The following is a 24,888-nucleotide window of genomic DNA, read 5'->3' on the forward strand; positions in this document are numbered from 1 at the left end:
CCATGTACGTAGTCAGGCCAGGGCACTGGGGTACCACCAGGCTGACCGAGGACGGCGTCCTTGCCTAGGCTTTCCACCGAGGTACCAAAAGAACGCCGTGCGCGGTCAGCCTGGTGGTACCCCAGGATGCGGTGGATCCGGCTCCGCCGGTCCACCCGCATCGCCCCCTGGGGGGCGCGCGTCAGCGCGTAGGGGGGAGCCTACCCCACCTCATAGTTGGATTCCAGCTTCCGGCCCGCCGGAACATCGTCCCATACATAGGAAACCCGGTACTCGCGCCAGTCGACCGACTTGGGCACGATGGCCTGGAACGAACAGATTTCCTTGGGGATGGCGTTGGCGCCCAGGCCCACCGGTTCCGCGCCTCCCGCGAACTCGTCCAGAGCGGCCAGCATGCGGCGGCGGAATTCGACGATGGCGAGGTCGCTGGTGCCCAGCCGTTCCTCGGAGCGATCGGCGATGGGACCCATGGTCACCCACATGGCGATGTCCTGGTTGGGAAAGCCGGTGATGCCCGTGAAGTTGCCGGCCTTCATGGCCTGGCGGTCCTGCCAGAAGCGGTTGTCGTGGTTGCGGTGCGGCCGGTAGCGCTCGTCGAGGTCCGGGCCGACCTGCGCGCGCAGGAACTTGCGCCATGTTTCGGTATCCGGCGTCTTGGCGGGATGGCCCCAGGCCAGGAAGTAGAACGCCGTATGCGTATCGTCCATGGGGACGTTGACGTTGGCGACGTTGTACAGGTTGTTGGGCGGAACAAGAACCGTGAAGGGGGCGACGAACACCGTGGAGCGCACGTAGTCCTGCGTGTCCGGATCGAAGATCGGACGCCGGATGGCCGCATAGCGGAAGCCATAGGGCGTGCGTTCCACCTGCATCCGCGGCGCCTTGTCGGTGGAAGGGCGCAGCCAGTTCTTGTCGGTGGCTTCGGCCCCGCTGACCTTGGCCGGCACGAAATCCGAGGAGTGCAGGCTGGAGCTGTGGGCCGAATCGATCGCGCCTTCCAGGATCTGCGCCCAATTGCACGGCAGCAGGATCTTGGCGATGCTGACCTTGGCGTCTTTGGTGGGCGCCCAGGGCGGCGGAACGAACCCGGGCGCGTCTTCCTCCTTGCCGAGGAACACCCAGACCATGCCGCCCCATTCGCGGGTGGGGTAAGCCGTCGTCCGCACCTTCGAGGCAATGGGGCTGGTCTCCGGTTCGGACGCCATCTCCAGCACTTGCCCATGTACGTCCATCTTCCAGCCGTGGTAGAGGCAGCGCAGGCCGCCCTCCTCGTTGCGGCCGTAGACCAGCGACACACGGCGGTGCGGACACTTCTCGTCCAGCGCGCCGATGCGTCCTTCGCTGTCGCGGAAGACGACCAGGTCCTGGCCCAGCACGCGGGCGTGCACGGGCGCTCCGTCCGGTTCGGCCACTTCTTCGATCAGGCACAAAGGCAGCCAGAACCGGCGCATCAGCGCGCCCATGGGCGCGTCGCCTTCCACCCGGCACAGCCGCTCGTTCTTTTCACGCGTCAACATCCTGCTTCTCCTTCAATTTTCGGGCTTGATCCCCGCGGCCTTGATGGGGCCGGCATAGCGCCGCGCTTCCTCGTCGATGGCCTTCGCGTATTCCTCGGGCGAGCCGCCCACCGGCTCGATGCCCAGGCCCTGCAACTGCTTGATGACCTCGGGCTGTCTGACCACCTTGGCGACTTCGTCGCTGAGCTTTTTCACGATCGCCTTGGGCGTGCCGGTGGGCGCCAGTACGCCTACCGTCACCGCGAAATTGAAATCGGGGATGATCTCGGACACCGCCGGGATGTCGGGCGCCAGCGTCGAGCGCTTGAGCGAGTTGGTGGCGAGGATCTTGGCCTGCCCCTTTTGCGCGAAGCCCGACAAGGACGGCAGCGCGGCCACCACGATGTCCACCTGCTTGCCCACCAGCGCCGGCACGGCCTGGCCCGAGCCCCGGAACGGCACGTGGTCCAGCCGCAGGTTCAACGCGCTTTTCATGGCCTCCATGGTCAGGTGGTGGCTGCTGCCGACCCCGGACGAACCGTAGGTGATGCCGGTGGTGCTTTTCTTGGCCAGGTCCACGAACTCCTTCAGCGTATTGGCCGGGAAATCCGGGCGCGCGGCGATGAACAGGGGCGAGGTCGCCACCAGCGCCACCGGCATGAAATCCCGCTTGGGGTCGTAGGCGAGGTCTTTGTACAGCGACGGGTTGATCGACATCATCGAGCCGTCTGTCACCAGGAAGGTGTAGCCGTCGTGCGGGCTGCCCATCAGCGTCTGGGCGGCCACCACGCCGTTGGCGCCAGGCTTGTTCTCCACCACGAACGACTTGCCCAGGTTCTCGGTCAATCGCTGCCCGATGATGCGGGCCACCGTATCGGGCAGGCCGCCGGTGGCATAGGGAACGATAAAGCGCACGGGACGCGAAGGGTAGTCGGCCAGGTCATCGGCGCTGGCCAGCGCCGGCGCACAGGCCAGCAGGGCCGCAAGACCGGCACGGACCAGGCGCGCCGGCAGGGCGCGGGCGAGGTGGCGAGTATGAAGATTCATGGGGGTCTCCTTGGTGGCTACGCGCCTTTTCCCTGGCGCTCCGGTGCTCGGGCCGCATCCAGACCATCTGGACGGAGGCTTTTAATTAGAGCTCTAAGATAATAATATTAAAGCTCTAAGTATTTTTCAACCCCCGGGCTTCCCCGAGGGGCCGAGTATGATTTGCACGAGCACAGGCCCACGGACAAGCATGAGTTCCCCAGAAGACACCCGCAAGATCCTCGAGCACTGGCAAAGCGCCGCGCCCAACGACCGCCTCGCCCACCTCGTCAAAGACGCTACCCGGGCGCTCGTCCGGGGGCTGCAGATGCGGCTGAACCAGCACCACGTGTCGTTCGGCCATTGGGCGTTCCTGCGCATCCTCTGGGTGCAGGATGGATTGACGCAACGCGAACTGAGCGAAGAGGCGGGGGTCATGGAACCCACCACCTACAGTGCGCTGAAGGCGATGGAAGCGCGCGGCTATGTGGAGCGCAAGCACCTGCCGGGAAACAAGAAGAACGTGCACGTCTATCTGACCGAGAAGGGCCGCGAACTCGAGAGCGTTCTCATCCCGCTGGCGGAGGAGGTGAACCGCATCGGCGTCAAGGGCCTGACCGCCGCGGAGGTCGCGGTCGCGCGGAAGGTATTGCTCGGCATCATCACCAACCTGGCCGAGGACGAGGCGAAAGCCGACGAGCGCAGCATGCGCATTCCCTCCACGCGGGAACTGTCGCGGCGGGTGTCGGAGCGATCTCAGCCGCAGCGCGGCCGGCCCGCCATGCGTACGGCGGCCGAGCGCTCGCCCGCGCAGGCCGCCGCCCCGCGTGCCGCCAGGAAGAAGGTGGCCAGCTATGACGAGTGAGGGCCCGGCCGGGTCGGCCGCGCAAGTCTCCATGCGCGCCAGCGTCGGCATTGCGAGGGCGCATGGCTGATTCGGCCCTGGTCTGGTTCCGGCGCGATCTGCGCAGTTTCGATCATGCCGCGCTTTGCCAGGCGCTGCGCCGCTACGAGCGCGTGCATTGCGTCTTCGTTTTCGACACCGACATATTGGATGCCTTGCCCTCGCGTTCCGACCGACGCGTGGAGTTCATCCATGCTTGCGTGCTGGAGCTGGACGAGGCGCTGGACCGTCTCGGCCGCCAGGCCGGCGCGGCGGGGGGCGGCCTCATCGTCCGCCATGGCAGCGCCCCCGAGTGCATCGTCCGGTTGGCGCGGGAACTGGGCGTGCGCGAGGTGCTGGCCAACCGCGACTACGAACCCGGCGCCATCGCGCGCGACCGACGCGTGGCGCAGGAGCTCGAGGCATGCGGCATCGCCTTCAGCGACTACAAGGACCAGGTGGTGCTGGAGCGCGGCGAGCTATTGACGCAGCAGGGCCAGCCCTACAGCGTGTTCACGCCCTACAAGCGCGCCTGGCTGCAACGGGTGGACGGCTCGCGGCTCTCATCCCATCCCGTCGAACGCCATGCCGCGCACCTGGCGCCCAAGCCGCGCGGAGAGCATCCGCCAAGCCTGGAGGAGCTGGGGTTCGAGCGGACGAACCTGTCGAACTTGGCGCTGCCGCCTGGCATGCGGGGCGGGAAGGAACTGCTGCGAGAGTTCGCGGGGCGCATCGAGCGCTATCATGAAACGCGAGACTACCCCGCACGCAGGGGCGTGTCATATCTGTCGGTGCACCTGCGCTTTGGCACGGTATCCATCCGACAGCTGGTGGACCTGACGCAGCGCGACGGCGGCGAAGGGGCGCAGACCTGGCTGTCGGAGCTGATCTGGCGCGAGTTCTACCAGATGATCCTATGGCACCACCCACATGTGGTGCAAGGCTGCTTCAAGCCCGATTTCGACCGCCTGTCCTGGGACGACGCGCCCGAGCTCTGGCAGGCCTGGTGCGAGGCGCGGACGGGTTATCCGCTCGTGGATGCCGCCATGCGCCAGCTGCACCAGACCGGATATATGCACAATCGCCTGCGCATGGTGGCGGCCTCGTTCCTGACCAAGGACCTGGGCATAGACTGGCGCCGGGGCGAGCGGCATTTCGCCGATCACCTGAACGACTACGATCTCGCGGCCAACAACGGCGGCTGGCAGTGGGCGGCGTCCACCGGCTGCGACGCGCAGCCGTGGTTCCGCATTTTCAACCCGGTCACGCAGTCGCAGAAGTTCGATCCCGGCGGCGCCTTCATTCGCCGCTACCTGCCCGAGCTGGCGCGCGTGCCCGACCGGTTCATCCACTTTCCGGCGGCCATGCGGCCGGCGGACGCCGATGCGTGCGGCGTGCGGCCGGGCCGGGACTATCCGCTGCCCGTGGTGGATCATGCGCGGGCGCGGACCCGGACGCTGATGCGCTTCGAAGCGCTGCATTCCGCCTGAGGCAGCCTCCATGTTGCTCAAAGTCGGAGAGCTCGCGCGCAAGACCGGACTGACGGTGCGCACGCTGCATCACTACGACGAGATCGGCCTGCTCAAGCCATCCGCCCGTTCGTCATCGGGCTATCGGCTGTATGGCGCCGATGACATCACGCGGCTGCACGCGATACAGGGACTGCGGCAGCTGGGGTTCTCGCTGTCGGCCATCGGCGGGCTGCTGCAGGGCGGAACCGTGCCGCTGGCCGATATCGTGGCCGGGCAGATCCGGGCGCTGGACGAGGAGATGGCGCGCGCCCGCGAGTTGCGTACGCGCCTGGCGCTGTTGCAGGCCACGCTCGCCGCGGACCGGGCGCCAGACCCGGGGCAATGGCTTGCAACGCTCGAGCAGGTCGAGGCGTATCGCAAGTTCCTCACGCCGGCGCAGCTGCGGCGCATCTTCGAGCGGTGGCGTGGGACGCGCGCGGAATGGGAAGACCTCCTCGGCGCGGTGAGGAATGCCCGGGATCGGCGTATTGCCCCGGAAAGCGACGAAGCGCAGCGGCTGGCGGCGCGCTGGATGGATGTGTCGATGCGCTGGATGGGGGGCGACATGGAACTCGCCGTCCGCTGGGGACGCATGGTCGGGCAGACGGCGGCGGCCAGCGGGAAGACGGGCCTCGATGCGGCGGTCATCCAGTACATGGAGCAAGCTGTCAGCCTGCGCATGGCCGCGTTCCGGCGTCACCTGTCGGACGAGGAGCTGGAACGCATCGACAAGCGCCAGGGACCGCGCTGGGCGGACCTGGCCCGCCGTATCGGCCAGTCGATGGAGCGCGGCGCGTCTCCCGCAGGCGGCCCGGCGCAGGCGCTCCTTCGGGAATGGGACGATCTGCTGGACGATACTACCGGCCACGACCCGGTATTGCGGGAGAAATTCGAGCGGGCCTACCGCGAAGAACCGATCCTGCGGATCGGCCATGTGATCGAGCCGGCAATGCGGGCGTTCATCGATCGGGCGCGGGCTGCTCGCGAGCGTGTCGAGGCCGCGGATCGGGCCAAGTCCGCCAAGGCTCCCGCGAGGCAGCGCCGCCGGACCCCTTGACCCTCACGTGGACGTGAGGCCCTATCCTGCGCCGTTTGCACAGGAGGTCTCATGACTAATCACCAGAAAACGGCCGCCGGCCGGCAGGAAGCCGGCGGGTCGGCGCTGCGCGTGGCCATGGCGCGGGCGGTGCACCAGTTGCTGGACGAGCCGCTCGTATTTGCCGATCCCTATGCGTTGCCCATACTGGGGCCCGAGCTCGAGCACCGGCTGCGCGAAGACCCGTTCACGCTCAACGATCCCATGGCCCGCAGCATGCGCGCCGCCATCGTCGCGCGCACCTTGTGCGCCGAAGACGAGCTGCGCATGGCCACGGAAGCAGGCGTTCGCCAGTGCGTGATCCTCGGCGCAGGGCTGGACACCCTGGCCCTGCGCGCGCCTCATGCGGCGATGGGGCTGCGGATGTTCGAGGTCGATCATCCGCGGGCGCAGCAGTTCAAGCGCGAACTGATGGCGCAAGCCGGCATCGCGCTGCACGGTTCTGCAGTCATGGTGCCGGTGGATCTGCGGCAGGGATCGCTGGCCCATGCGCTGGAGCGAGCGGGCTTGCGCCGCGATCAGCCGGCGTTTTTCTCCTGGCTGGGCGTCACTCCGTACCTGGACGATGAAGCGATATGGGCCGTGCTGGATTTCATCGCCCGCCTGCCGCCGGGTAGCGCGGTCACGTTCGACTACCGCGTGGCGCCGCAGCGCCTGAACGCGATAGAGCGCGTCATGGAAGAACATGTCGCGGCCATGTTCGCAGCGATGGGCGAACCATGGCTGTCGGCATTCGAACCCGAAGCCTTGCGGGCGCGCCTGCATGAAATGGGCTACGCCCACGCCGTCAGCCTGGGTTCGGCAGACCTGAACGGGCGCTACTTCGCGCGCCGCAAGGACGGACTCCAGACCGCCGGGGGCGGGCTGGAGGTGATGTGCGCCCGCGTTTGAGCGGGCGCCGTGCAATCCCGGCGCGAGCAGGGGCAGCCACAAGTAGAATGCCCCTGCTACGCAGCAACACAAACGGAATTGCCGGCCATGCAGGGCTTCAAAAGAAAAATCGTCTACGTCACGTTCTTCGAACTCATTGCCGTCGCCGTCACCACCATCGGCTTTTCGCTTTTTTCCGACCAGGGCGTGGGGCATGCGAGCGTCGCCGCCGTCGCTTCGTCGGCCATCGCGGTGCTCTGGAACCTCGCCTACAACACCGCCTTCGAATGGTGGGAAGCCCGCCAGGCCAAGCGCGGGCGCGGGTTCTGGCGCAGGGTGGCGCATGCCGTCGGCTTCGAGGCGGGCCTGGTCTTCATGCTGGTGCCGCTGTTTGCCTGGTGGCTGGAGGTCTCGCTATGGCATGCCTTCCTGCTGGATCTCGGCCTCATCGTTTTCTTCCTGGTCTATACCTTCGTCTTCAATCTGGTTTTCGATAGCCTGTTCGGCTTGCCGGCCTCGGCGCAGCCTGCGCCGGCCAAGCCTCCTCTGGGCTGACGCTTCAATCGGCCGCTGCCGCATAAGCGGCCAGGTTCTTCAGCAGGATCGACAGATTGCGGCTGCCCACTTCTTTCATCATCTCTTCCTCGGCCACCGCCACGGCCCGGCCGAAGTCATCCAGCCACGCCAGTCCCGCGGGCGTGAAGCGCACGATGCGCGCCCGCTTGTCCGCCGGATCCGCCACGCGCTCCACCAGCCCCAGCTCTTCGCACTGCCCGACCAGTTCGTTCATGGCCGCGTTGGTCATCGCCGAGCGCCTGGCGAGGTCGGTGATGCGGGTGCCCTCCAGGTCCAGATGACGGGTCAGGTTCACGTGCCACCGGCGGGTTTCGGCATGCCCGGCCTCGGCCATGAGGTCCATGACGCGCTGCTCGAAACGGCGCAGTGCGCTGTTGAGCACGCGGCCGGGGTTGTGGGTGCGCCATTGGTAGGCGTTGCTATCGAGGGTTTTCACGGGATCGATTCGAATTGTGCGCAGCTATTTGCTTTGGTAACCTAAATAAATATCGGGCCGGGCTATCCGAAAAAGGGAACATACGATGCTTGACGACGCGCAGTCTACTGTGAGCGAGCCGATCCGGCTCGAGGTCGACGTGCTGGTCGCGGGGGGCGGGCCATGCGGGTTGATGCTCGCGAACGAATTGGGACCGCGCGGCGTGCGCTGCCTGATCGTGGATGCCAAGCCCGGCACCGCGTTCAACCCGCAGGCCAACGCCACCCAGGCCCGCACCATGGAACATTTCCGCCGGCTGGGTTTCGCGCACGAGATCCGCGCGCTGGGGCTGCCGGCCGATCATCCTACCGACATCGCCTATTTCACGCGCTACACCGGACATGAGCTCGCGCGCATCAAGCTGCCGACCGCCGCCGAGGCCACGGTGCGGATCAGGACGATGACGGGTTCCTGGAGCGCGGCCGAGCTGCCGCACCGCGTGTCGCAGAAATTCGTCGAGGCCGCGCTGCGGCGCCACGCTCAGTCCTGGCCTTCGATCGACCTGCGGTATGGATGGGTCCTGCAGGCATTCCGAGAAGAGGATGATGGCGTCGTCGCCACGGTGCAGGCCGTCGATGGCGGCGAGCCCCTGGAAGTGAAGGCCCGGTTCCTGGTGGGCGCCGACGGCGCGCGCAGCTTCGTCAGGGGCCGGCTGGGCATCGAGTGGGGCGGCGTCACCGGCATCCAGCGAGAGTTCATGGGAGGCAAGATGTTCGCCATCTACCTGCGCTCGCCCGAGTTCCTGTCCAGGCTGCCTCATCCGAAGGCCTGGATGTACGTCGCGGTCAATCATCAACGGCGCGCCTTCATGGCGTCCGTGGACGGCGTTGCCGAATTCGCTTTCCATGCGGCGGTTCATCCCGGGGAGAACCCGGAAAGCTGGACCGAGGCGGACGCCCGCCGCATCTTCGCGGAAGCGGTGGGGACGGACGTGCCGATGGAAATCCTGTCCATGGGCACCTGGCTGGCCGGGCACGCGCTCGTCGCCCGGCGCTTCCGCCACGGCCGCGTGTTCATCGCCGGCGACGCGGCGCATCTGTTCACGCCCACCGGTGGCCTGGGCTACAACACGGCGGTCGAGGATGCCGTGAACCTGGCCTGGAAGCTCGCGAGTGTGCTCAAAGGGCAAGCGCCGATGTCCCTCTTGGACAGCTACGAGGCCGAGCGTCGGCCGCTGGCCGAACGCAATACCGGATTCGCCCGGCGCTTCGCGGACTCGGTGGGCCTGTTCCAGGCCAGGGCCGTGCTGGAAGAGGACTCGCCGCAGGGCGAGGCCGAGCGCGAGGCGGCCGCGCGGCACCTGGACGAGCATGCAAGGCTGGAATTCAACATCCCGGGCGTCACCTTCGGCGGCCGCTACGACGGTTCGCCCATCATCGTAGGCGACGGCGCCCCGCTGCCGCCCGACGAGCCCAACCGCTATGTCCATACCGCCAGTCCCGGCGGCCGTCCGCCCCACATGTGGCTGGACGACGGCCGCTCGCTGTTCGACCTGTTCCACCGCGAATGGACGCTGCTGGTGCTGGGTGAGGACGAGGCGCCGCACGCAGGCTTCGAGGCCGCCGCGCGCGAACTGGGCATCGACCTGGAGGCCGTCCGGCTTGCGTCCCCGGCGCTGCGGGCGTTGTACGAGGCGCCGCTGGTTCTCATCCGGCCCGACCAGATCGTCGCCTGGCGGGGCGCGGACGACGGCCAGGCGCATGCGGTCCTGGCGCGGGTCAGCGGCCGGCTGGCTAGCGACCCTTATGGCATGAGGCCGGACTAGCTCACTCCACCGTCACGCTCTTGGCCAGGTTCCTGGGCTTGTCCACGTCCGTCCCGCGCGCGCACGCCGTGTGATAGGCGAGCAACTGCATCGGCACCACGTGCAGGATGGGCGAGAGCCAGCCGTAGTGCTCGGGCATGCGGATCACGTGCACGCCGGTCTCGGTGCGGATGTTGCTGCCGGCGTCGGCGAACACATACAGGTGGCCGCCCCGCGCGCGCACTTCCTGCATGTTGGATTGCAGCTTCTTGAGCAGGGCATCCTGCGGCGCCACGGTGATCACGGGCATCTGGTCGGTGACCAGGGCCAGCGGGCCGTGCTTGAGTTCGCCGGCCGGATAGGCCTCGGCGTGGATGTAGCTGATTTCCTTGAGCTTGAGCGCGCCCTCGAGCGCGATCGGGTAGTGCATGCCGCGGCCCAGGAAGAGGGCGTTTTCCTTGCGCACGAACTCCTCGGCCCACGAGATGATCTGCGGCTCGAGGGCCAGCACGGCCTGGATGGCGACCGGCAGGTGGCGCAGCGAGCGGATGTGGTCGGCTTCCTGCTCGTCGGTGAGGCGGCCCTTGATCTTCGCCAGCGACAGCGTCAGCAGGAACAGGCCCACGAGCTGGGTGGTGAAGGCCTTGGTGGAGGCCACGCCGATCTCGACGCCCGCGCGCGTCAGGAAGTTGAGCTTGCATTCGCGCACCATGGCGCTGGTGGCGACGTTGCAGATGGTGAGCGTGTTGGTCATGCCCTGTTGCTGCGCGTGCTTGAGCGCGGCCAGGGTATCGGCCGTCTCGCCCGATTGCGAGATGGTGACGACGAGGGCGCGCGGGTTGGGCACGCTGGTGCGGTAGCGGTATTCGCTGGCGATTTCGACGGCGACCGGCACCTTGGCGATGGCCTCGATCCAGTACTTGGCGGTGAGACCGGCGTAGTAGCTGGTGCCGCAGGCCAGGATCAGTACCGAGTCGATGTTGCGGAAAATGCCGTCCGCGGATTCGCCGAACAGGTCGGGCGTGACGGTCTCGATGTCCTGCAGGGTGTCGCCGATGGCGCGCGGCTGCTCGAAGATTTCCTTCTGCATGTAGTGCCGGTAGGGACCGAGGTCCGCCGCCGCCGTGTGGGCGACCACCGTGCGCACCGGGCGCTCCACCGGCTGGCCGTCGACGTCGACGATCCAGACACGCGCGAGCTGCAGGTCGACGACGTCGCCGTCTTCCAGATAGATGATGTTGTTGGTGGTGCCGGTCAGCGCCAGCGCGTCGGACGCCAGGAAGTTCTCGCCTTCGCCCAGGCCGACGATGAGCGGCGAACCGTGGCGGGCGCCGACCACGCGATGCGGCTCGTCGCGGCAGAACGCGGCGATGGCGTAGGCGCCCTGCAAGCGTTTGACGGTCTGCTGTACGGCGGCGAACAGGTCGCCGTCGTAAAGGTGGTTGAGCAGGTGGGCGATGACCTCGGTGTCGGTCTGGCTCTCGAACTCGTAGCCGTAGCCTTGCAGCTCGGCGCGCAGTTCCTCGTAGTTCTCGATGATGCCGTTGTGCACCAGCGCGACGCGGCTGCGGCCATTGCGGTCGGCCGAGAAATGGGGATGGGCGTTGTTGGTGGCCGGCGCGCCGTGCGTGGCCCAACGGGTATGGGCGATGCCGGTGAAGCCGGTCAGCGTTTCGGCCGCGATCAGCGATTCGAGCTCGGCCACGCGCGAGGTGCTGCGGGTGCGCCGCAGTTCGCCCTCGAGGTGGACGGCGACGCCGCACGAGTCATAGCCGCGGTATTCGAGGCGCTTCAGGCCTTCGATCAGAACGGGAACGATGTCGCGCTGGGCGACGGCGCCGACGATGCCACACATGATGCCTTGTCCTTGGTATACGGGTCCGGCGAATTCTGGTGCTTTTGGGGAGAAATGTAATTGCTATTTTTTCGTATAATTTTTTGAAAATTTCACTATTTTGATCGCGGGAATTATTTGAAAAATAATCAAGAAGAGTTTTTCTTCAATTTCATGACTATGGCAATACGATGACTTTCCCGCTCGACGACCTGGACCGCCGCATTCTTTCGGTCTTGCAGAACGACGCGACCCTGACCAACCAGGAACTGGCCGCCCGCGTCCACGTTTCGGCCCCGACCTGCCTGCGCCGGGTCCGGCGGCTGGTGGAACAAGGCGTGATCGAAAAGCAGGTCGCCATCGTGTCGCCGGAGAAGGTGGGCGCGGGGTTGACCGGCATCGTCGAGATCACGCTGGACGTGCAGGCGGCCGAACGGCTGGCCGAGTTCGAGGCGGCGATGGCGGGGGAGGCGGCGGTGACGCAGTGCTACCGGGTGTCGACCGGTCCCGACTTCGTGCTGGTGGTGCAGGTGCCCGACATGGCGGCCTATCACGCCCTCGTGCACAGGGCGTTCACCGGACAGGGCAACGTGCGCAACGTGCGCACGTTCTTTTCCGTGCACCGGAGCAAGTTCGATACGCGCGTGGCGTTGTGAGGGGAAGCGCACGGCCGCCGGGCGGCCGCACGCCGGATGGCTACTTGTTTTTCGTGGGACGCTGCCAGCCCGGCACCGTGCTTTGCCGCGTGCGCGAAAGCGTGAGCTGGCCCGCCGGCGCATCCTTGGTCAAGGTGGTGCCGGCGCCCAGGGTCGCGCCCTTGCCCACGGTCACCGGTGCGACGAGTTGCGTGTCCGACCCGATGAAGGCGTCGTCCTCGATGACCGTGCGCGCCTTGTTGACGCCATCGTAGTTGCAGGTGATGGTGCCGGCGCCGATGTTCACTCGCGCGCCCACGGTCGCATCGCCGACGTAGCTGAGGTGGTTGGCCTTGGAGCCGGTGTCGAAACTGCTGTTCTTGATCTCGACGAAATTGCCGACGTGGGTCTGGTCGGCGAGCTCGGTGCCGGGCCGCAGCCGGGCGTACGGGCCGATCCGGGCGTCGGCGCCCACGCTGGCGCCGTCCAGGTGACTGAATGCGGCCACCCGCGTGCCGGCGCCGATGCGCACGTCGCGCAGCACGCAGTGCGGGCCGACGGCAACGCCGTCGGCCAGTTCCACCGTTCCTTCGAACACGCAGCCGACGTCGATGAAGACGTCGCGGCCGCAGGTCAGCGTGCCGCGCAGGTCGAACCGCGACGGATCGGCCAGCGTGACGCCCGCTTCCAGCTGGCGCTCGGCCTGGGTGCGCTGGTAGATGCGCTCCAGCTCGGCCTGCTGCACGCGGCTGTTCACGCCCAGGGTTTCCCACTCGTGGTCGGGTGCGGCGGCCAGGACCGGCGCGCCGTCGGCGACGGCCATGGCGATGATGTCGGTCAGGTAGTACTCGCCCTGCGCGTTGTCGTTCTTGAGCGCGCCCAGCCAGCGCTTGAGCGCGGCGGTCGGCACGGCCAGGATGCCGGTGTTGACCTCGCGGATGGCCAGCTCTTCGGCGGAGGCGTCCTTGTGCTCGACCACCCGGTCTATGGAGCCGGAAGCGTTGCGCACGATGCGGCCGTAGCCGGTGGCGTCGGCGAGTTCGACCGTCAGCACCGCGACGGCGCCCGGCTGCGAGGCCTGGGTATCGAGCAGGCGTCTCAAGGTGGCGCTGCCCACCAGGGGCACGTCGCCGTAGAGGACCAGCGTGACGTCGTCGCCCGTCTCGCCGCCGGCGAGTTCGGGGACGGCCTGTTGCACCGCGTGCCCCGTGCCGAGCTGCGGTTGTTGTAAAACGAAGCTGAGATCCGTGTCGCGCTCATAGTGGCGCTTGACCGTCTCGGCGCCGTGGCCGACCACCAGCACGATGCGGGCGGGGTCCAGCGCCCGCGCGGCACCGAGCACGTGGGTCAGCATGGGGCGGCCTGCCAGTCCGTGCAGGACTTTGGGCAGGTCGGACTTCATGCGCTTGCCCATGCCGGCGGCAAGGATCACGATGTTGAGCATTTTGCGGCACTACTCCGGTTGGAGATTGGTCAAAGCGTGGCAGTTTAAGGCAGCTTCGAGACAAGCAGATGATCCGAAGTGTATTGATCGTTGTCATCCTGGGCCTGCTGGCCGCCTGCAGCGGCGTCAAGCTGGGCTACAACAGCGCCGAGAAGGTGCTGGCCTACCGCATGGACGACTGGTTCGGCCTTTCCGAGGCCATGCGCGAGCCCGCGCGGGAGCGCCTGCACCGGGTGCTGGCGTGGCACCGGCGCGAGGAGTTGCCCCGCTACGTCCACATCCTGCGCGCGGCGGAACGGCGGCTGGAGGATCCGGCGCCCTTGTCCGTATCCGAACTGCTGACTCTGCAACAACAAGTGACAGGCCGCTTGCTGGAGCTCGGCAGCCGGACGGCCGACGAGTTCGCCGACGTACTGACGCAGTTCGGCCCGCCCCAGCGCCGGCGCCTGTTGGCCCGACTGGCGGAAAGCAACGAGGAGTTCCGCGAAGACTACCTGCACGCCGGCGAGGCCGCCGTGCGCAAGCGGCGCATCGACCAACTGGTGGACCGCTACGAGCTGTGGCTGGGGCGCCTTGCGCCGGCCCAGCGCGCCCACATCGAGCAGTGGGTCGGGGCGCACCCGTCGGATGCGCCGTGGCGCCTGGGCCTGCGCGAGGCGAGGCAGCAAGCCTTCGTCGGCATCGTGGACGATGCGATGCAACGCCAATCCCCGCCGCGGACCTCGGCCAGGCTGCGGGCCTTCTTTGCCGACCTGGAAACCCCCGTGGCCGCGGACGTGCGCGCCCGCCACGAGGAGGGAGCGCGCGCGCGAGCGCAATTGACGGCCGACTTGTTCAACATGGCCACGCCCGCCCAGCGCGAAAGGGCACGAGAGCGCCTGCGCAAGCTGTCGGACGATTTCCTGGCCCTGTCGGGCCAGGGCGCCGGGCGCTAGGGGAAGACCCGCCAGCGGTCCCTTGCCGCCGCTCAGCCTGCCAGCAGCCTCTCGATTTCCCGCGTCACCCGCGCGTCGGTCGGCTCGACCGCGCTCGGGAAAGCGGTAACCGGCTTGCCGTCGCGGCCGACGAGGTACTTGTGGAAATTCCACTTGGGCGGTTGCCCGGTCGACTTGGCCAGCGCGGAGAACAGCGGATTGGCGTCCCTGCCGGTCACCACCGATTTGGAGAAGATGGGGAACTTGACGCCATAGGTGTTGAAGCACAGGTCGGCGATCTGTTCCTTGGAGCCCGGTTCCTGCTGGCCGAAATCATTGGAAGGAAAGGCCAGCACGACCAGTCCCCGGTCGCGGTACTTGGCGTAGATGCGCTCCAGCCCTTCGTACTGGCGCGTGTAGCCGCAATAGCTGGCGGTGTTGACCACCAGCAGCACCTTGCCCCGGTATTGGCAGAGGTTCTGCGGCGATTCGTCCTGCAGCCGGGGGAAGCTCACGTCGAGCAGGGCAGGGCAGCTGGACGGCGCGGCTGCGGGGTCGGCGGCACGGGCGATCTGTGGCATGGACAGCAGCGCCGCGGCGGCGAGCAAGGCGGCGCCCAGCCAGAGCAGGCGCCGGCGCAAAGCGGGCGACGCGGCGGCAAGGCGTGCGGAATGGGACGGCTTCATGATGCGGCTCCCGGCGGATGCGCGCCGTCAGAGGAAGACGGCCAGCACACCCGCATACCAATATAGCCGGTCTTTGAAGATCTCGCCGTTGGCGTAGAGGCCGATCAAGGGCAGGTCGCCCAGCTGCTGCTGCACGAGCTGCATCTCGGCCGACGGCCCGCCGAACAGGGTGCCGGTACGGCCGAGACACGAGATGTAGAGGGCGCCGCGGACCTTGTCCATGCCGCCGTGCTCGGATTCGATGTGTTCGCGCAGCGCGGTGCAGGCGCGGATCAGGTCGGCTTGCGCCGAGGCGCGGTCGCGCCGGCAGAACACCACGTGGTCGGCGGCTTCCAGGTCGGTGCCGACGGCCAGCGCGCCTTCGTGCGGGTCGATGCCGATCAGCGGCCGCACCTGGTAGTCGCCGTGCATGAAGGCGTCGCCGGTGCCCATGCCGACGAACGTCCCCTGCAACATCTGCACCGCGGCGGGAATCTGGCCGGCCGATGCAGAGGCGCCGGGCCGCGATCCGGCGTCGGCCGGCATGCCCATGTCGTGCATCAGGACGTCCAGCGCCGGCGCGCCGTCCAGCCGATTGAGCCGGTGCCCGGCGGATTCGGTGATGCGATGGACCGGGCCGATGGGCTGGCAGCTCTGGCTGACCCGGCTGGCCACGGTGATGTTCTCGGACAGCACCACGCCCGACAATCCGCCGGACAGCACGCTGTCGGCGATCATGGTCTGCGGATGGCGGCTGCTCGAGACGCCGCCGAACACGGCGGCGCCCGCGAGTTTGCCGCGCATGTCCTGGATCAGGTCCGGCAGGTCGGGCGTGGCGGCGTCGGCGTGAACCAGCGCGGTCCATGCGGCCCGGCGGCCGTCCGGCGTTCGCGCCAGCCGTCCGGGCGGCCGCGTGGCGCCGGAGAACACCTGGAAATCGTCCGGCGCGAAATCCGCCAGCATCAGGGCCATGGCCGGTTCGTCGATGTATTCGGCCATGCCGGCGGCAATGCCCACGCCGATGGCGCCGGTCCAGTGCGTCACGCCCGTGCGTTCGCGCAGGAAAGCGAGGATCTCGGCGGCTTCGCCGGCGTGGTGATCGGTCAGGTAGAGAAAGCCCAGCGTCGCGGCTGCGCCGGCGCCGACCCGGCTGGCCCGTTCGATCTGCGCGAGGCACAGCGAAGCCGACATGCGCCAGTCGGGATGCGTGGCATGGGCCCAGGGGAACTGCGAGCTCATGGCTGGGGCCTAGGCCTTGGATGGACGAGTGCGCCGCGTCGCCGTGCCGGCAGGTTTTGCGGTCGCCTTGCGTGGACTTGCCGGCTTGGAGGCGGCCTTGGCATTCGCCTTGGGTGCGGGCGCCGGCGCGCCGGGCATCGATGCGGCCGCTGCCGCCATGCGGCCGAATTGCTCCTGCAGCATGTTCCACCAGAGGCCCGCGGCGGCCGGGGGTTCGGCCGGTTTCGCGGAGGACGGCCGGTCGGATGCGCCTGCCGCCCCGGGGGGAGCGGTCTCGACTCCTTCGGGACCGGCGCCGGGCCCGTCAGGCGCCTTCGGCTTGGCGGCCTCGGGCGGGCGCCGCAGCCCCAGCGCGACTTCCAGCGGAGAGGGCGGCGCGTCCTGGGCGCCGGTGCCATAAGCTTCGCTTGCCGTCTGCGCGAACGAGCGCAGGGTCGAGATGGTGGCGCGCTGCACTTCCAGGCCCTGGATGGTCCCGCGCAGCATGGTGAGGTTCAGGTTCAGCCAGTTCTCGACGGCGCGCAAATCGGTAATGCGCCGGTCGAGCTCGTCCAGTCCCATGGCCGGGGAGACCGGCGTGGTCTGCGACAGCGTGCCCAGGGTGCTCCACACCTGCCGCATCATCTCCATGCTTTGCAGCACCGGATTGGCGACGTTGCCATCGGCGCCCGGCAACTGCAGGCCCGGTATGCCGAACGGATGAGCTGCGCCGGCGGAGTTGGAGGATTGAGAGGCCATGGCGGTTTCCTCGGTCGCAAGGCGCTATTTGGGCGCGGCAACGACCTGGTCGATGGCGCCGAACAGGCTGGCGCCGGTCTCGTCGAACATTTCCATGCGGATAGTGTCGCCGAATTTCATGAACTCGGTGCTGGCCGACCCGTTGGCGATGATTTCCAGGCAGCGCTTCTCGGCGATGCAGGCATAGCCCACCTGCGGGTCCTTGTTGGAAATAGTACCCGAGCCGACGATGCTGCCCGCGCGGCAGTTGCGGGTCTTGCAGATGTGGGAGATCAGCCGCGGGAAATTGAACACCATGTCGGTGCCGGCATGCGGGCGGCCGACGACCTTGCCGTTCCAGGTGACGGTGAGCGGCAGGTGCACCATGCCGTCGCGCCATGCGTGGCCCAGTTCGTCGGGCGTGATGGCGACCGGCGAGAATGCCGTGGCGGGCTTGCTCTGGAAAAAGCCGAAGCCCTTGGCCAGTTCGTTCGGAATCAGGTTGCGCAGCGAAACGTCGTTGGCCAGCATGACGAGACGGATCGCGTCGGCCGCCTCGGCCGGCGTGGCGCCCATGGCGACGTCGCCGGTGATGACCGCCACTTCGCCTTCGAAGTCGATGCCGAAGGCTTCCGCGCCGCAGACGATGTCGTCCGTAGGGCCGAGGAAGTCATCGCTGCCGCCCTGGTACATGAGCGGATCGGTCCAGAACGTCTCCGGCATCTCGGCATTGCGTGCCTTGCGCACCAGTTCGACGTGATTGACGTAGGCCGAACCGTCGGCCCATTGGAAGGCGCGCGGCAGCGGCGCGGCGCATTGTTCCGCCGAAAACTCGAAGGGCCGGGGCGCGCGGCCTGCATTGAGCGCGTCGTACAGGTCCTGCAACTGCGGCGCGATGAAGTTCCAGTCGTCCAGCGCGCGCTGCAGCGTGGGCGCGATCTCGGTGGCGAAATGGGCACTGCGCAGGTCGCGCGAGACGACGATCAGCTGGCCGTCGCGCGAACCGTCACGGTAGGAAGCGAGTTTCATGGCTGCGTGGAAGAAATGCGGTGGGGAGACAAGAAGCCGAACAGTAACACGGCGCGGACTGGAGCCCCGTAGCAGTCGCTAACAGCCCGGCCCCGCCCGTCCAGTACGATAGAGGACATCACCGTATCGAGGGCCGCGCGACCGTGGCCCGGGACCGCCATGTACTTCTCCTTCCGTTCCTCCCGTCGACATTTCGCCCGCGCCTGCGCGGCCCTGGCGCTGGTCGCCGCGGCGCCTGCGCTGCATGCCGCCGAGCGTTACGAGCCACCCGCCTCGGCCGTGCTGACCTACAAGCTCAATGCCTCGGCCAAGGGCTTCAAGATCAACGTGGACAGCACGCTGGAATGGCGGCGTAGTGGCGGCGACTACCGGCTGGTGAACCGCGGCAGCTTCCTTTTCTTCAGCTTCGTCTGGGAAAGCACCGGCAAGGTGAGCGATGCGGGCCTGCAGCCGGTGCGCTACCAGGAGACCCGCAACAAGCGCGTCAAGGTGGCCGAGTTCGATGCCGCCGCCGGACGCCTGCGCCTGCCCAGCGGCAACGAGGAGCCGCTCAAGCCGGGAACGCAGGACCGCATGTCGGTGCTGCTGCAACTGGCGTCGATCGGCCGGGCCGACAGCGGCGCCTTCGCCGACGGCAAGGTCGTGCCCTTCCGCGTGGCGGGTTCCAGCCAATCGGACAACTGGCGTTTCCGGGTGGCGGGCCGAGATAAGCTGTCCACGCCCATGGGCAGCATCGAGGCGGTGCACCTGGTGCGCGAGCGCGACCATGACGACGGCCAGAAGATCGAGGTGTGGCTGGCGCCCGCGCACGACTGGCTGCCCGTGCGCGTGCTGTCGAACGAGGCCAATGGCGATTTCCTGGACCAGGTCGTGCAGAAGATCGAGCGGCCGTAGTCCCTCGCGTCCGGCGAACCCGTCCGATGCCTTCGCCTGCGTTGCTCGTCCAGCAACGCAATGTTCCGCCCACGGTGATTGTCCGCGCGGGTAGCGCCCGCGAGAATGGGCGCCTGGCATTTCCCGGACGGTCTCGTGTCTTCCTCCTTCGTTTCATCCGTGCCGCGGGACGGCATTGCCATCCTGTGGATCGATCACCCGCCGGTCAACGCCATCGGATCGGAGGTGCGCGCCGCCCTCGATCAGGCGCTAACCGGCGTCGAGCATGACGCGGCCCTGCGCGGCGTGGTCGTGGCCGGCACGGGCCGCATGTTCTCGGGCGGCGGCGACCTGCGCGAGATCGGCCGGCCCGATGCGCCCGGCACGGTCCGCATGGCCGATCTGGCCTGGCGCATCGAGACCTTTCCCAAGCCCGTCGTGGCCGCGGTGCGCGGCAAGTGCATAGGCGGCGGCACGCTGCTGTCCCTGGCCTGCCATGCGCGAGTCGGCGCCGGCGACGCGTTGCTGATGCTGCCCGAACTGAACCTGGGCCTGGTGCCCGGCGCCGGCGGGACGCAGCGGCTGCCGCGCCTGGTGGGGCTGGAAGCCGCACTGGACATGGTGGTGCGGGCCCGCGGCGTGGATGCCGCGACCGCGCTGGCGCTGGGGCTGTTGGATGAGGTGGCCGACGATCCGGTTGCAGCCGCCGTGCGCCGTGCCAACGACATCGCCTCGGGCCGCCTGCCGTGGCGACGCACCGCCGAGCTGCCCGTTCCGGACGGCGCGTCGGCCGATGCGTTGCGTGCGCGCTATCTGGACGTGGCCGCGCAGGCTTTCCCCGGCCGCGATGCCGGCCCGCAGGCCATCGACCTGATCCTGGCCGCCGCGGCCCTGCCCTTCGAGCAGGGCTGTGAGGCCGAGCGCGATCGTTTCGCGCAACTGGCCGAGGGGCCGCAGGCCCGGGCCCTGCTGCATCTCTTCTTCGCCGAGCGCGCGCTGGCCAAGGCCGCCGATGCGCCCGATGCGGCCACGCGCGCCCGGATCGCCGGCCGCCTGCGCGCCGCGGGCGAGGCCGTGCCGCCCTACGCGGCCTGGGTGCAGGCCGCACGCGCCTGCCTGGCCGAGGGCCTGGCGCAACGCGCCGAATTCATCGATGTCATCGCCGTCAAGGACTGCGGCTTCCCGGCCCTGTCCGGAGGACCCCTGCATCATGCTGGACAGCATTGAATCCCCCGTTTGCGAGCACGCGACCGGCTCCCTGGATCCGTTGTTCTCGCCGGCCTCGATCGCCGTGCTGGGGGCCTCGGCCGATCCGCTGAAGATAGGCGGACGTCCCATCAAGTTCCTGAAGGCGCACGGCTATGGCGGGACCATCCTGCCGGTGAACCCCCGGGGGGGCGACGTGCAGGGGCTGCCGGCGCTGCGCAGCGTCGCCGAGCTGCCGTGGGGCGTGGACCATGCGGTCGTGGCGCTGCCGGCCGCGGCGGTGCTGGACGCCGCGCAGGCCTGCGCCGACCGTGGCGTCAAAGCACTGACCGTGTTCAGCGCCGGCTTCGCGGAAGTCGGACCGGAAGGCGCCGCCATGCAGGCCCGGCTGTCGGCGCTGGCGCGCGAGAGCGGCATGCGCATCATCGGGCCGAACTGCATGGGTGTGATGAACTTCCGCATCGGCATGATCGCCAGCTTCGCCTTCATGGTGGACCTGGGACTGCCGCGCCTGGGCCGCACCGCGCTGGTCAGCCAGAGCGGCGCGTTCGGCGGTCAGGCGCTGGTGATGGCCCGCCGCCGGGGCCTGCCCCTGGGCGCGTGGGTGACCACCGGCAACGAGTGCGACGTCGAAATGGCCGACTGCCTGGCCCACTTCGCGCGCGACGACGAGACCGACGTCATCATGGGCTACATGGAAGGCTGCCGCAGCCCCGACCGGCTCGTGCACGCGCTGGCGCTGGCGCGCGAGCGCGGCAAGCGCGTGGTCATGGTCAAGGCGGGCAGCTCGGACGTGGGACGGGCGGCGGCGCAGTCGCACACGGGCGCGCTGGCCGGCAACGACCGCGTCTTCGACAGCCTGTTCCGGCAGTACGGCGTGCATCGCGCCGATTCCATCGAATCCTTCTTCGATGCCGCGTACGCGGCGGGCAGCGGCAAGCGCATCGCCGAAGGGCGGGTGGGCGTGTTCACCGTGTCGGGCGGCGTGGGCGTGCTGATGGCCGACGTGGCCGAGCACGAGGGCCTGGACATGGCGCCGCTGCCGCAGCCGGCCCAGGACGCATTGCGCGCCATGCTGCCGCTGGCCGCCGTGCGCAATCCCGTGGACGGCACGGCGCAGATCTGGAGCGACATGGCGTTGTTCCGGCGCTTTTTGCGCACCATGCTGCGCGAGGGGCGCTACGAGGCGGTGGTGTTCTTCCTGACGGCGATGCCGTATTCGCCGCCGCTGCAGCAGCCGCTGGCCGAGATCTTCGCGGACCTGCGGCGCGAGTTTCCCGAGCCGGTCCTGGTGCTGTCCATGCTGGCGCCGCAGGCGCTGCAGGACGAACTGGCCGACCAGGGATACCTGCTGATCGAGGATGCCTCGCGTGCGATCCGGGCGCTGTCCGCGCTGCGCGCCCTGTCGCAGCCCAGTCCCGGGCCGGTCGACCTGGCCACCCTGCCGCGCGTGCCGCACTTCCCGGTACTGGAGGCGGCCAACGAATACGCGGCCAAGGAAGTCCTGGCCCGTGTGGGGATCCCCGTGCTGCCGGAGCGGGCGACCGCGGGCATCGACGACGCCTGCGCGGCCGCGCGGGAGCTGGGCTATCCCGTGGCGCTCAAGGTGCTGTCGCCCGATATCGTGCACAAGAGCGAGGCGGGCGGCGTGGCGCTGGACATCGCCGACGAGGAAGGGTTGCGCCAGGCCTGGGCCGCCATGCGCGAACGCGTCGCGCAGGCCGTGCCGCAGGCGCGCATCGAGGGCATGCTGGTGGCGCCCATGGCGCCGGCCGGCGTGGAAATGATCCTCGGCGTGCAGCGCGACCCCGTTTTCGGTCCGGTGGTGATGGTAGGGATGGGAGGCATCTACGCCGAACTCCTGGACGACATATCGCTGCGCATTGCCCCGGTGGATGCCGATGGCGCGTTGCGGATGGTGTGCGAGCTCAAGGCCTTTCCGTTGCTGTACGGCGCGCGGGGCAGGCCCCGCGCCGACCTGGACGCCCTGGTCCGCGCCATCGTGCGGCTGTCGGTGTTCGCGTACCAGCACGCCGACCGCATCGCGTCCATCGACATCAATCCTTTCCGGGTGTTCGACGCCGGCCGGGGCGCCGCCGCGCTCGATGCGGTGCTGCTCACCCGCGATCCGGAAGAGGAGAGACGCGCATGAAGACCCTAACCTTCTATTTTTCGCTGCTGTCGCCCTGGGTCTACATGGCAGGCCCCAGGCTGCACGAACTGGCCGCCGAAACCGGCACCCGCATCGTCTACCGGCCCATCGACCTGCTGCGCGTGTTCCGCGAGACCGGCGGCGCGCCGCTGGCGGGCCTGCATCCGTCGCGCCGCGCCTACCGCGCCGTGGAGCGGCGGCGCTGGGCGCGGTACCTGGACATGCCGATCAAGGAGCAGCCGCGCCATCATCCCGTGGACGAAACGCGCGCCGCCTGCGCCGTACTCGCCGCCGAGCGCGCCGGCCTGGCCGTGTGGCCCCTGGCGCAGGCCATCCTGGCTGGCGTATGGGTGCGGGACCTGGACATATCCGATGCGGGCACGCTGGCCTGCATCGCCGACGAGGCCGGCTATCCGGGGCGCGCGCTGGTCGCCGAGGGCGGCACCGCGCCCTGTCGCGATCTTTTCGAGGCCCATACCCAGGAAGCCCTGGCGCAGGGCGTATTCGGCGTGCCGAGTTTCGTCATCGACGGCGAACTGTTCTTCGGACAGGATCGCCTGGATTTCGTGCGGCGGGCGCTTGTTGCTGACTGAGGAACGCATCATGAACCATGCAAGGAAACTGCCTGCCGTCATCCTGCTCGCGGCGGGCCTGCTCGGCTGGCAAGGCGCGGGCGCCCAGAACTATCCGGCCAGGCCCATACAGTGGATCTCGCCCTGGACCGCCGGCGGCGGCAACGACATCCTGTCGCGCGCGCTGGGCGAGCAATTGGCCAGCCGGCTCGGGCAGCCGGTAGTCGTGGAGAACCGCCCCGGCGCCACCGGCACCATAGGCACTGCCCAGGTGGCGCGCGCCGCGCCCGACGGCTACACCCTGACGCTGGCCAGCGCCGCCACCCATGCCACCGCTCCGGCCATCTACAGCAAGCTGCCCTACGACCCGGTCAAGGACTTCACGCCCATCACGCTGGTGGCGACCGTGGCCAACGTGCTGGTGGTGCATCCCAGCGTGCCGGCGGCCGACCTGAAGGCATTGATCGCCTACGCCAAGGCCAATCCGAACAAGCTGAACTATTCGTCGGTGGGCGCCGGTTCCATCCAGCACCTCTCCGGCGTGATGTTCAACCAGCTGGCGGGCGTGCAGACGGCGCACGTGCCCTACAAGGGAACGGCGCCCGCCGTCGTCGACCTGCTCGCGGGGCGCGTGCAGATGGCGTTCGAGAGCCTGCCCACCATGCTGCCGCACATACGCAGCGGCGCCTTGCGGGCCATAGGCGTGACCACGCCCCGGCGCTCGGCGGTGCTGCCCGAGCTGCCGACACTGGCCGAGGCGGGACTGACCGGCTTCGACGCTTCGCTGTGGTATGCGGTCATGGGCCCCGCCGGCATCCCGCAACCCGTGGTCAAGGTCTTGCACGACACGGTGGTGGCCAGCCTGCAGTCGCCGGAGGTGATGCGCCGGTTGTCGGAGCAGGGCGCCGAGCTGGCCACGAGCTCGCCGGAAGAGCTGGCGGAGTTCGTGCGCAAGGACACCGAGAAGTGGCGAGGGTTCATCAAGCGGGCTGGCGTGACGCTGGACTAGCGCCGCGGAAAAGACGCCTTCAGCGCACGGGATCGCCGACCTGGCCGCGCAGATGGCGCAGAAAGGCGTTGACCGCCGGTGTCAGGCGGCGTCTGCCCAGCACGCAGATCTCGAGCGCGGTCCTGCCCAGCAGCGGGTCGGACAGGGGCACGCCCACCACCTGGGCGCCCGGACCTTGCCGGTGCAGGGACACGCCCAGGAGGATCGCGACGCCCCCTTCGTCGCGCACGAACGCCTGCATCGCAGCGATCGAACTCGTAACCAGGGCCGGCGCCAGTTCCAGCTTGTCGATGCGGGCGACCGCGTCCAGCAGGTGGCGGATGCCCGTGTCCGGCGGCGGCAGCGCCAGCGGATACGCCAGCAGCTCGGCCAGCGATACCGAGGTCCGTCCGGCCAGGGGATGGCCTGGCCATACCACGGCGCATAGCGGCGCCGGCAGGCGGACGGCGCATTCGACCGCGCTGGCCGCGCGCGGCGACAGCGCGATGCCGATGTCCGCGCGCCCCGCCTCGATGGCCGCCATGATCTGGTCGCTGCCGTCCATGGCGAGCTCGAAGGTGATGCCCGGGTATTGCCGCCGGAAGGTCGCGATGCTGGAGGCCGCCAGTTCGGCCGCATAGCCCTCTATCGTGCGCAGTTTCACGTGACCGGTGCGCAGACCCTTGAGCGCATCCAGTTCCTCGAGCACCAGCTTGCGGCTCTGGCGCAGGCTCTCGACGTAGTTCAGGTAGACCTTGCCCGCGGGCGTCAGCGTCATGTTGCGGCTGTTGCGGTCGAACAGCTTGATCTGCAGCTCCGCCTCCAGGCGCCCGATCTGCCGGCTCACGACCGACGGCGCGAGGTCCAGCCGCTCCGAAGCCTTGCGTATGCCGCCGCACTGGGCGACCTGGTAGAAGCAGTCGAGCTCGTCGCTATGCATGGC

General features: G+C 68.5%; 23 protein-coding genes. 13 read left to right on the plus strand and 10 right to left on the minus strand.

The genetic code is table 11. The features are described from left to right. Positions 1-200: 200 nt before the first annotated feature. Positions 201-1,517, minus strand: a complete 1,317-nt coding sequence (locus CDO44_RS24660) for a Rieske 2Fe-2S domain-containing protein (protein WP_087782874.1) — start codon at positions 1,515-1,517, stop codon at positions 201-203. A gap of 12 nt (positions 1,518-1,529) precedes the next feature. Further along, positions 1,530-2,543: a tripartite tricarboxylate transporter substrate binding protein gene (locus tag CDO44_RS24665; RefSeq protein ID WP_087782875.1), complete on the minus strand. Its 1,014-nt coding sequence runs from the start codon at positions 2,541-2,543 to the stop codon at positions 1,530-1,532. 190 nt (positions 2,544-2,733) lie between these two features. Between CDO44_RS24665 and CDO44_RS24670 the strand changes: the two genes are divergently transcribed. From CDO44_RS24670 to CDO44_RS24690, 5 genes are all read left to right on the plus strand, one after another. Beyond that, positions 2,734-3,387, plus strand: a complete 654-nt coding sequence (locus CDO44_RS24670; protein ID WP_233146334.1) for a MarR family winged helix-turn-helix transcriptional regulator — start codon at positions 2,734-2,736, stop codon at positions 3,385-3,387. A gap of 62 nt (positions 3,388-3,449) precedes the next feature. After that, complete coding sequence (locus tag CDO44_RS24675) at positions 3,450-4,895, plus strand: deoxyribodipyrimidine photo-lyase (protein ID WP_087782877.1); 1,446 nt, start codon at positions 3,450-3,452, stop codon at positions 4,893-4,895. 10 nt (positions 4,896-4,905) lie between these two features. Further along, positions 4,906-5,973, plus strand: coding sequence for a MerR family transcriptional regulator (locus tag CDO44_RS24680; RefSeq protein ID WP_087782878.1), 1,068 nt, complete (start codon positions 4,906-4,908; stop codon positions 5,971-5,973). A 51-nt stretch (positions 5,974-6,024) separates the two neighbouring features. Beyond that, positions 6,025-6,903 carry a class I SAM-dependent methyltransferase gene (locus CDO44_RS24685; protein WP_087782879.1) on the plus strand — a complete coding sequence of 293 codons (879 nt, stop codon included), beginning with the start codon at positions 6,025-6,027 and terminating at the stop codon, positions 6,901-6,903. A gap of 87 nt (positions 6,904-6,990) precedes the next feature. Next, the gene (locus CDO44_RS24690; protein ID WP_087782880.1) at positions 6,991-7,437 is read left to right on the plus strand and encodes a PACE efflux transporter; all 447 of its coding nucleotides are present in this window, start codon (positions 6,991-6,993) and stop codon (positions 7,435-7,437) included. 4 nt (positions 7,438-7,441) lie between these two features. Here the strand turns inward: CDO44_RS24690 and CDO44_RS24695 are convergent, their stop codons facing one another. Then, positions 7,442-7,894 (minus strand): MarR family winged helix-turn-helix transcriptional regulator, encoded by a 453-nt coding sequence (locus CDO44_RS24695; RefSeq protein ID WP_233146335.1) that lies wholly within the window; start codon positions 7,892-7,894, stop codon positions 7,442-7,444. An 85-nt stretch (positions 7,895-7,979) separates the two neighbouring features. Between CDO44_RS24695 and CDO44_RS24700 the strand changes: the two genes are divergently transcribed. Continuing rightward, positions 7,980-9,698 (plus strand): FAD-dependent oxidoreductase, encoded by a 1,719-nt coding sequence (locus CDO44_RS24700; protein WP_087782881.1) that lies wholly within the window; start codon positions 7,980-7,982, stop codon positions 9,696-9,698. 1 nt (position 9,699) lies between these two features. On the opposite strand, the gene glmS is transcribed toward CDO44_RS24700, so the two are convergent. Next, entirely contained in the window at positions 9,700-11,532 is a 1,833-nt protein-coding gene (glmS, locus tag CDO44_RS24705; protein ID WP_087782882.1) for a glutamine--fructose-6-phosphate transaminase (isomerizing), read from the minus strand. Between the two features lie 170 nt (positions 11,533-11,702). Between glmS and CDO44_RS24710 the strand changes: the two genes are divergently transcribed. After that, a complete protein-coding gene (locus CDO44_RS24710) occupies positions 11,703-12,167 on the plus strand; it encodes an Lrp/AsnC family transcriptional regulator (RefSeq protein WP_087782883.1) in 465 nt (154 codons plus the stop codon). A gap of 40 nt (positions 12,168-12,207) precedes the next feature. Here the strand turns inward: CDO44_RS24710 and glmU are convergent, their stop codons facing one another. Next, positions 12,208-13,590: a bifunctional UDP-N-acetylglucosamine diphosphorylase/glucosamine-1-phosphate N-acetyltransferase GlmU gene (gene glmU / locus CDO44_RS24715; protein ID WP_087782884.1), complete on the minus strand. Its 1,383-nt coding sequence runs from the start codon at positions 13,588-13,590 to the stop codon at positions 12,208-12,210. A gap of 68 nt (positions 13,591-13,658) precedes the next feature. Here glmU and CDO44_RS24720 point away from each other — a divergent pair, with 68 nt between their 5' ends. Further along, positions 13,659-14,525: a DUF6279 family lipoprotein gene (locus CDO44_RS24720; RefSeq protein ID WP_087782885.1), complete on the plus strand. Its 867-nt coding sequence runs from the start codon at positions 13,659-13,661 to the stop codon at positions 14,523-14,525. Between the two features lie 32 nt (positions 14,526-14,557). On the opposite strand, the gene CDO44_RS24725 is transcribed toward CDO44_RS24720, so the two are convergent. From CDO44_RS24725 to CDO44_RS24740, 4 genes are read right to left on the minus strand one after another with little or no spacing between them, the layout of a single operon-like run. Then, entirely contained in the window at positions 14,558-15,190 is a 633-nt protein-coding gene (locus tag CDO44_RS24725) for a glutathione peroxidase (RefSeq protein ID WP_087782886.1), read from the minus strand. Between the two features lie 27 nt (positions 15,191-15,217). Beyond that, on the minus strand, positions 15,218-16,408 hold the full coding sequence (locus CDO44_RS24730; RefSeq protein WP_087782887.1) for an FIST N-terminal domain-containing protein: 1,191 nt from the start codon (positions 16,406-16,408) through the stop codon (positions 15,218-15,220). 9 nt (positions 16,409-16,417) lie between these two features. Next, on the minus strand, positions 16,418-17,146 hold the full coding sequence (locus tag CDO44_RS24735; RefSeq protein WP_087782888.1) for a PhaM family polyhydroxyalkanoate granule multifunctional regulatory protein: 729 nt from the start codon (positions 17,144-17,146) through the stop codon (positions 16,418-16,420). A gap of 24 nt (positions 17,147-17,170) precedes the next feature. Further along, positions 17,171-18,154: a fumarylacetoacetate hydrolase family protein gene (locus CDO44_RS24740; protein WP_087782889.1), complete on the minus strand. Its 984-nt coding sequence runs from the start codon at positions 18,152-18,154 to the stop codon at positions 17,171-17,173. A 159-nt stretch (positions 18,155-18,313) separates the two neighbouring features. Here CDO44_RS24740 and CDO44_RS24745 point away from each other — a divergent pair, with 159 nt between their 5' ends. From CDO44_RS24745 to CDO44_RS24765, 5 genes are all read left to right on the plus strand, one after another. Continuing rightward, entirely contained in the window at positions 18,314-19,048 is a 735-nt protein-coding gene (locus CDO44_RS24745; protein WP_087782890.1) for a DUF3108 domain-containing protein, read from the plus strand. A gap of 135 nt (positions 19,049-19,183) precedes the next feature. Then, a complete protein-coding gene (locus CDO44_RS24750; protein WP_158213430.1) occupies positions 19,184-20,254 on the plus strand; it encodes an enoyl-CoA hydratase-related protein in 1,071 nt (356 codons plus the stop codon). Next, positions 20,238-22,385, plus strand: coding sequence for an acetate--CoA ligase family protein (locus CDO44_RS24755; RefSeq protein WP_158213431.1), 2,148 nt, complete (start codon positions 20,238-20,240; stop codon positions 22,383-22,385). Before CDO44_RS24750 ends, CDO44_RS24755 begins: the two co-directional genes overlap by 17 nt. Further along, positions 22,382-22,978: a 2-hydroxychromene-2-carboxylate isomerase gene (locus tag CDO44_RS24760; protein ID WP_087782893.1), complete on the plus strand. Its 597-nt coding sequence runs from the start codon at positions 22,382-22,384 to the stop codon at positions 22,976-22,978. The genes CDO44_RS24755 and CDO44_RS24760 overlap by 4 nt, the downstream gene beginning before the upstream one ends. Before the next feature lie 10 nt (positions 22,979-22,988). Further along, complete coding sequence (locus CDO44_RS24765) at positions 22,989-23,966, plus strand: tripartite tricarboxylate transporter substrate binding protein (RefSeq protein ID WP_087782894.1); 978 nt, start codon at positions 22,989-22,991, stop codon at positions 23,964-23,966. A 19-nt stretch (positions 23,967-23,985) separates the two neighbouring features. On the opposite strand, the gene CDO44_RS24770 is transcribed toward CDO44_RS24765, so the two are convergent. After that, positions 23,986-24,885: a LysR family transcriptional regulator gene (locus CDO44_RS24770; protein WP_087782895.1), complete on the minus strand. Its 900-nt coding sequence runs from the start codon at positions 24,883-24,885 to the stop codon at positions 23,986-23,988. Positions 24,886-24,888: the final 3 nt, after the last annotated feature.

The organism is Pigmentiphaga sp. NML080357, from assembly GCF_002188465.1.
In the GTDB taxonomy this organism is placed as follows: Bacteria; Pseudomonadota; Gammaproteobacteria; order Burkholderiales; family Burkholderiaceae_B; genus Pigmentiphaga.

Bases quoted from the DNA above. Each gene is read 5' to 3' on its own strand.
- CDO44_RS24745 (WP_087782890.1), top strand. From the start codon at position 18,314: ATGTACTTCTCCTTCCGTTCCTCCCGTCGACATTTCGCCCGCGCCTGC.
- CDO44_RS24770 (WP_087782895.1), bottom strand. From the start codon at position 24,885: ATGCATAGCGACGAGCTCGACTGCTTCTACCAGGTCGCCCAGTGCGGC.
- CDO44_RS24665 (WP_087782875.1), bottom strand. From the start codon at position 2,543: ATGAATCTTCATACTCGCCACCTCGCCCGCGCCCTGCCGGCGCGCCTG.
- CDO44_RS24710 (WP_087782883.1), top strand. From the start codon at position 11,703: ATGACTTTCCCGCTCGACGACCTGGACCGCCGCATTCTTTCGGTCTTG.
- CDO44_RS24765 (WP_087782894.1), top strand. From the start codon at position 22,989: ATGAACCATGCAAGGAAACTGCCTGCCGTCATCCTGCTCGCGGCGGGC.
- CDO44_RS24740 (WP_087782889.1), bottom strand. From the start codon at position 18,154: ATGAAACTCGCTTCCTACCGTGACGGTTCGCGCGACGGCCAGCTGATC.
- glmU (WP_087782884.1), bottom strand. From the start codon at position 13,590: ATGCTCAACATCGTGATCCTTGCCGCCGGCATGGGCAAGCGCATGAAG.
- CDO44_RS24720 (WP_087782885.1), top strand. From the start codon at position 13,659: ATGATCCGAAGTGTATTGATCGTTGTCATCCTGGGCCTGCTGGCCGCC.
- CDO44_RS24660 (WP_087782874.1), bottom strand. From the start codon at position 1,517: ATGTTGACGCGTGAAAAGAACGAGCGGCTGTGCCGGGTGGAAGGCGAC.
- CDO44_RS24680 (WP_087782878.1), top strand. From the start codon at position 4,906: ATGTTGCTCAAAGTCGGAGAGCTCGCGCGCAAGACCGGACTGACGGTG.
- CDO44_RS24675 (WP_087782877.1), top strand. From the start codon at position 3,450: ATGGCTGATTCGGCCCTGGTCTGGTTCCGGCGCGATCTGCGCAGTTTC.
- CDO44_RS24670 (WP_233146334.1), top strand. From the start codon at position 2,734: ATGAGTTCCCCAGAAGACACCCGCAAGATCCTCGAGCACTGGCAAAGC.
- CDO44_RS24760 (WP_087782893.1), top strand. From the start codon at position 22,382: ATGAAGACCCTAACCTTCTATTTTTCGCTGCTGTCGCCCTGGGTCTAC.
- glmS (WP_087782882.1), bottom strand. From the start codon at position 11,532: ATGTGTGGCATCGTCGGCGCCGTCGCCCAGCGCGACATCGTTCCCGTT.
- CDO44_RS24725 (WP_087782886.1), bottom strand. From the start codon at position 15,190: ATGAAGCCGTCCCATTCCGCACGCCTTGCCGCCGCGTCGCCCGCTTTG.
- CDO44_RS24755 (WP_158213431.1), top strand. From the start codon at position 20,238: ATGCTGGACAGCATTGAATCCCCCGTTTGCGAGCACGCGACCGGCTCC.
- CDO44_RS24730 (WP_087782887.1), bottom strand. From the start codon at position 16,408: ATGAGCTCGCAGTTCCCCTGGGCCCATGCCACGCATCCCGACTGGCGC.
- CDO44_RS24690 (WP_087782880.1), top strand. From the start codon at position 6,991: ATGCAGGGCTTCAAAAGAAAAATCGTCTACGTCACGTTCTTCGAACTC.
- CDO44_RS24700 (WP_087782881.1), top strand. From the start codon at position 7,980: ATGCTTGACGACGCGCAGTCTACTGTGAGCGAGCCGATCCGGCTCGAG.
- CDO44_RS24735 (WP_087782888.1), bottom strand. From the start codon at position 17,146: ATGGCCTCTCAATCCTCCAACTCCGCCGGCGCAGCTCATCCGTTCGGC.
- CDO44_RS24685 (WP_087782879.1), top strand. From the start codon at position 6,025: ATGACTAATCACCAGAAAACGGCCGCCGGCCGGCAGGAAGCCGGCGGG.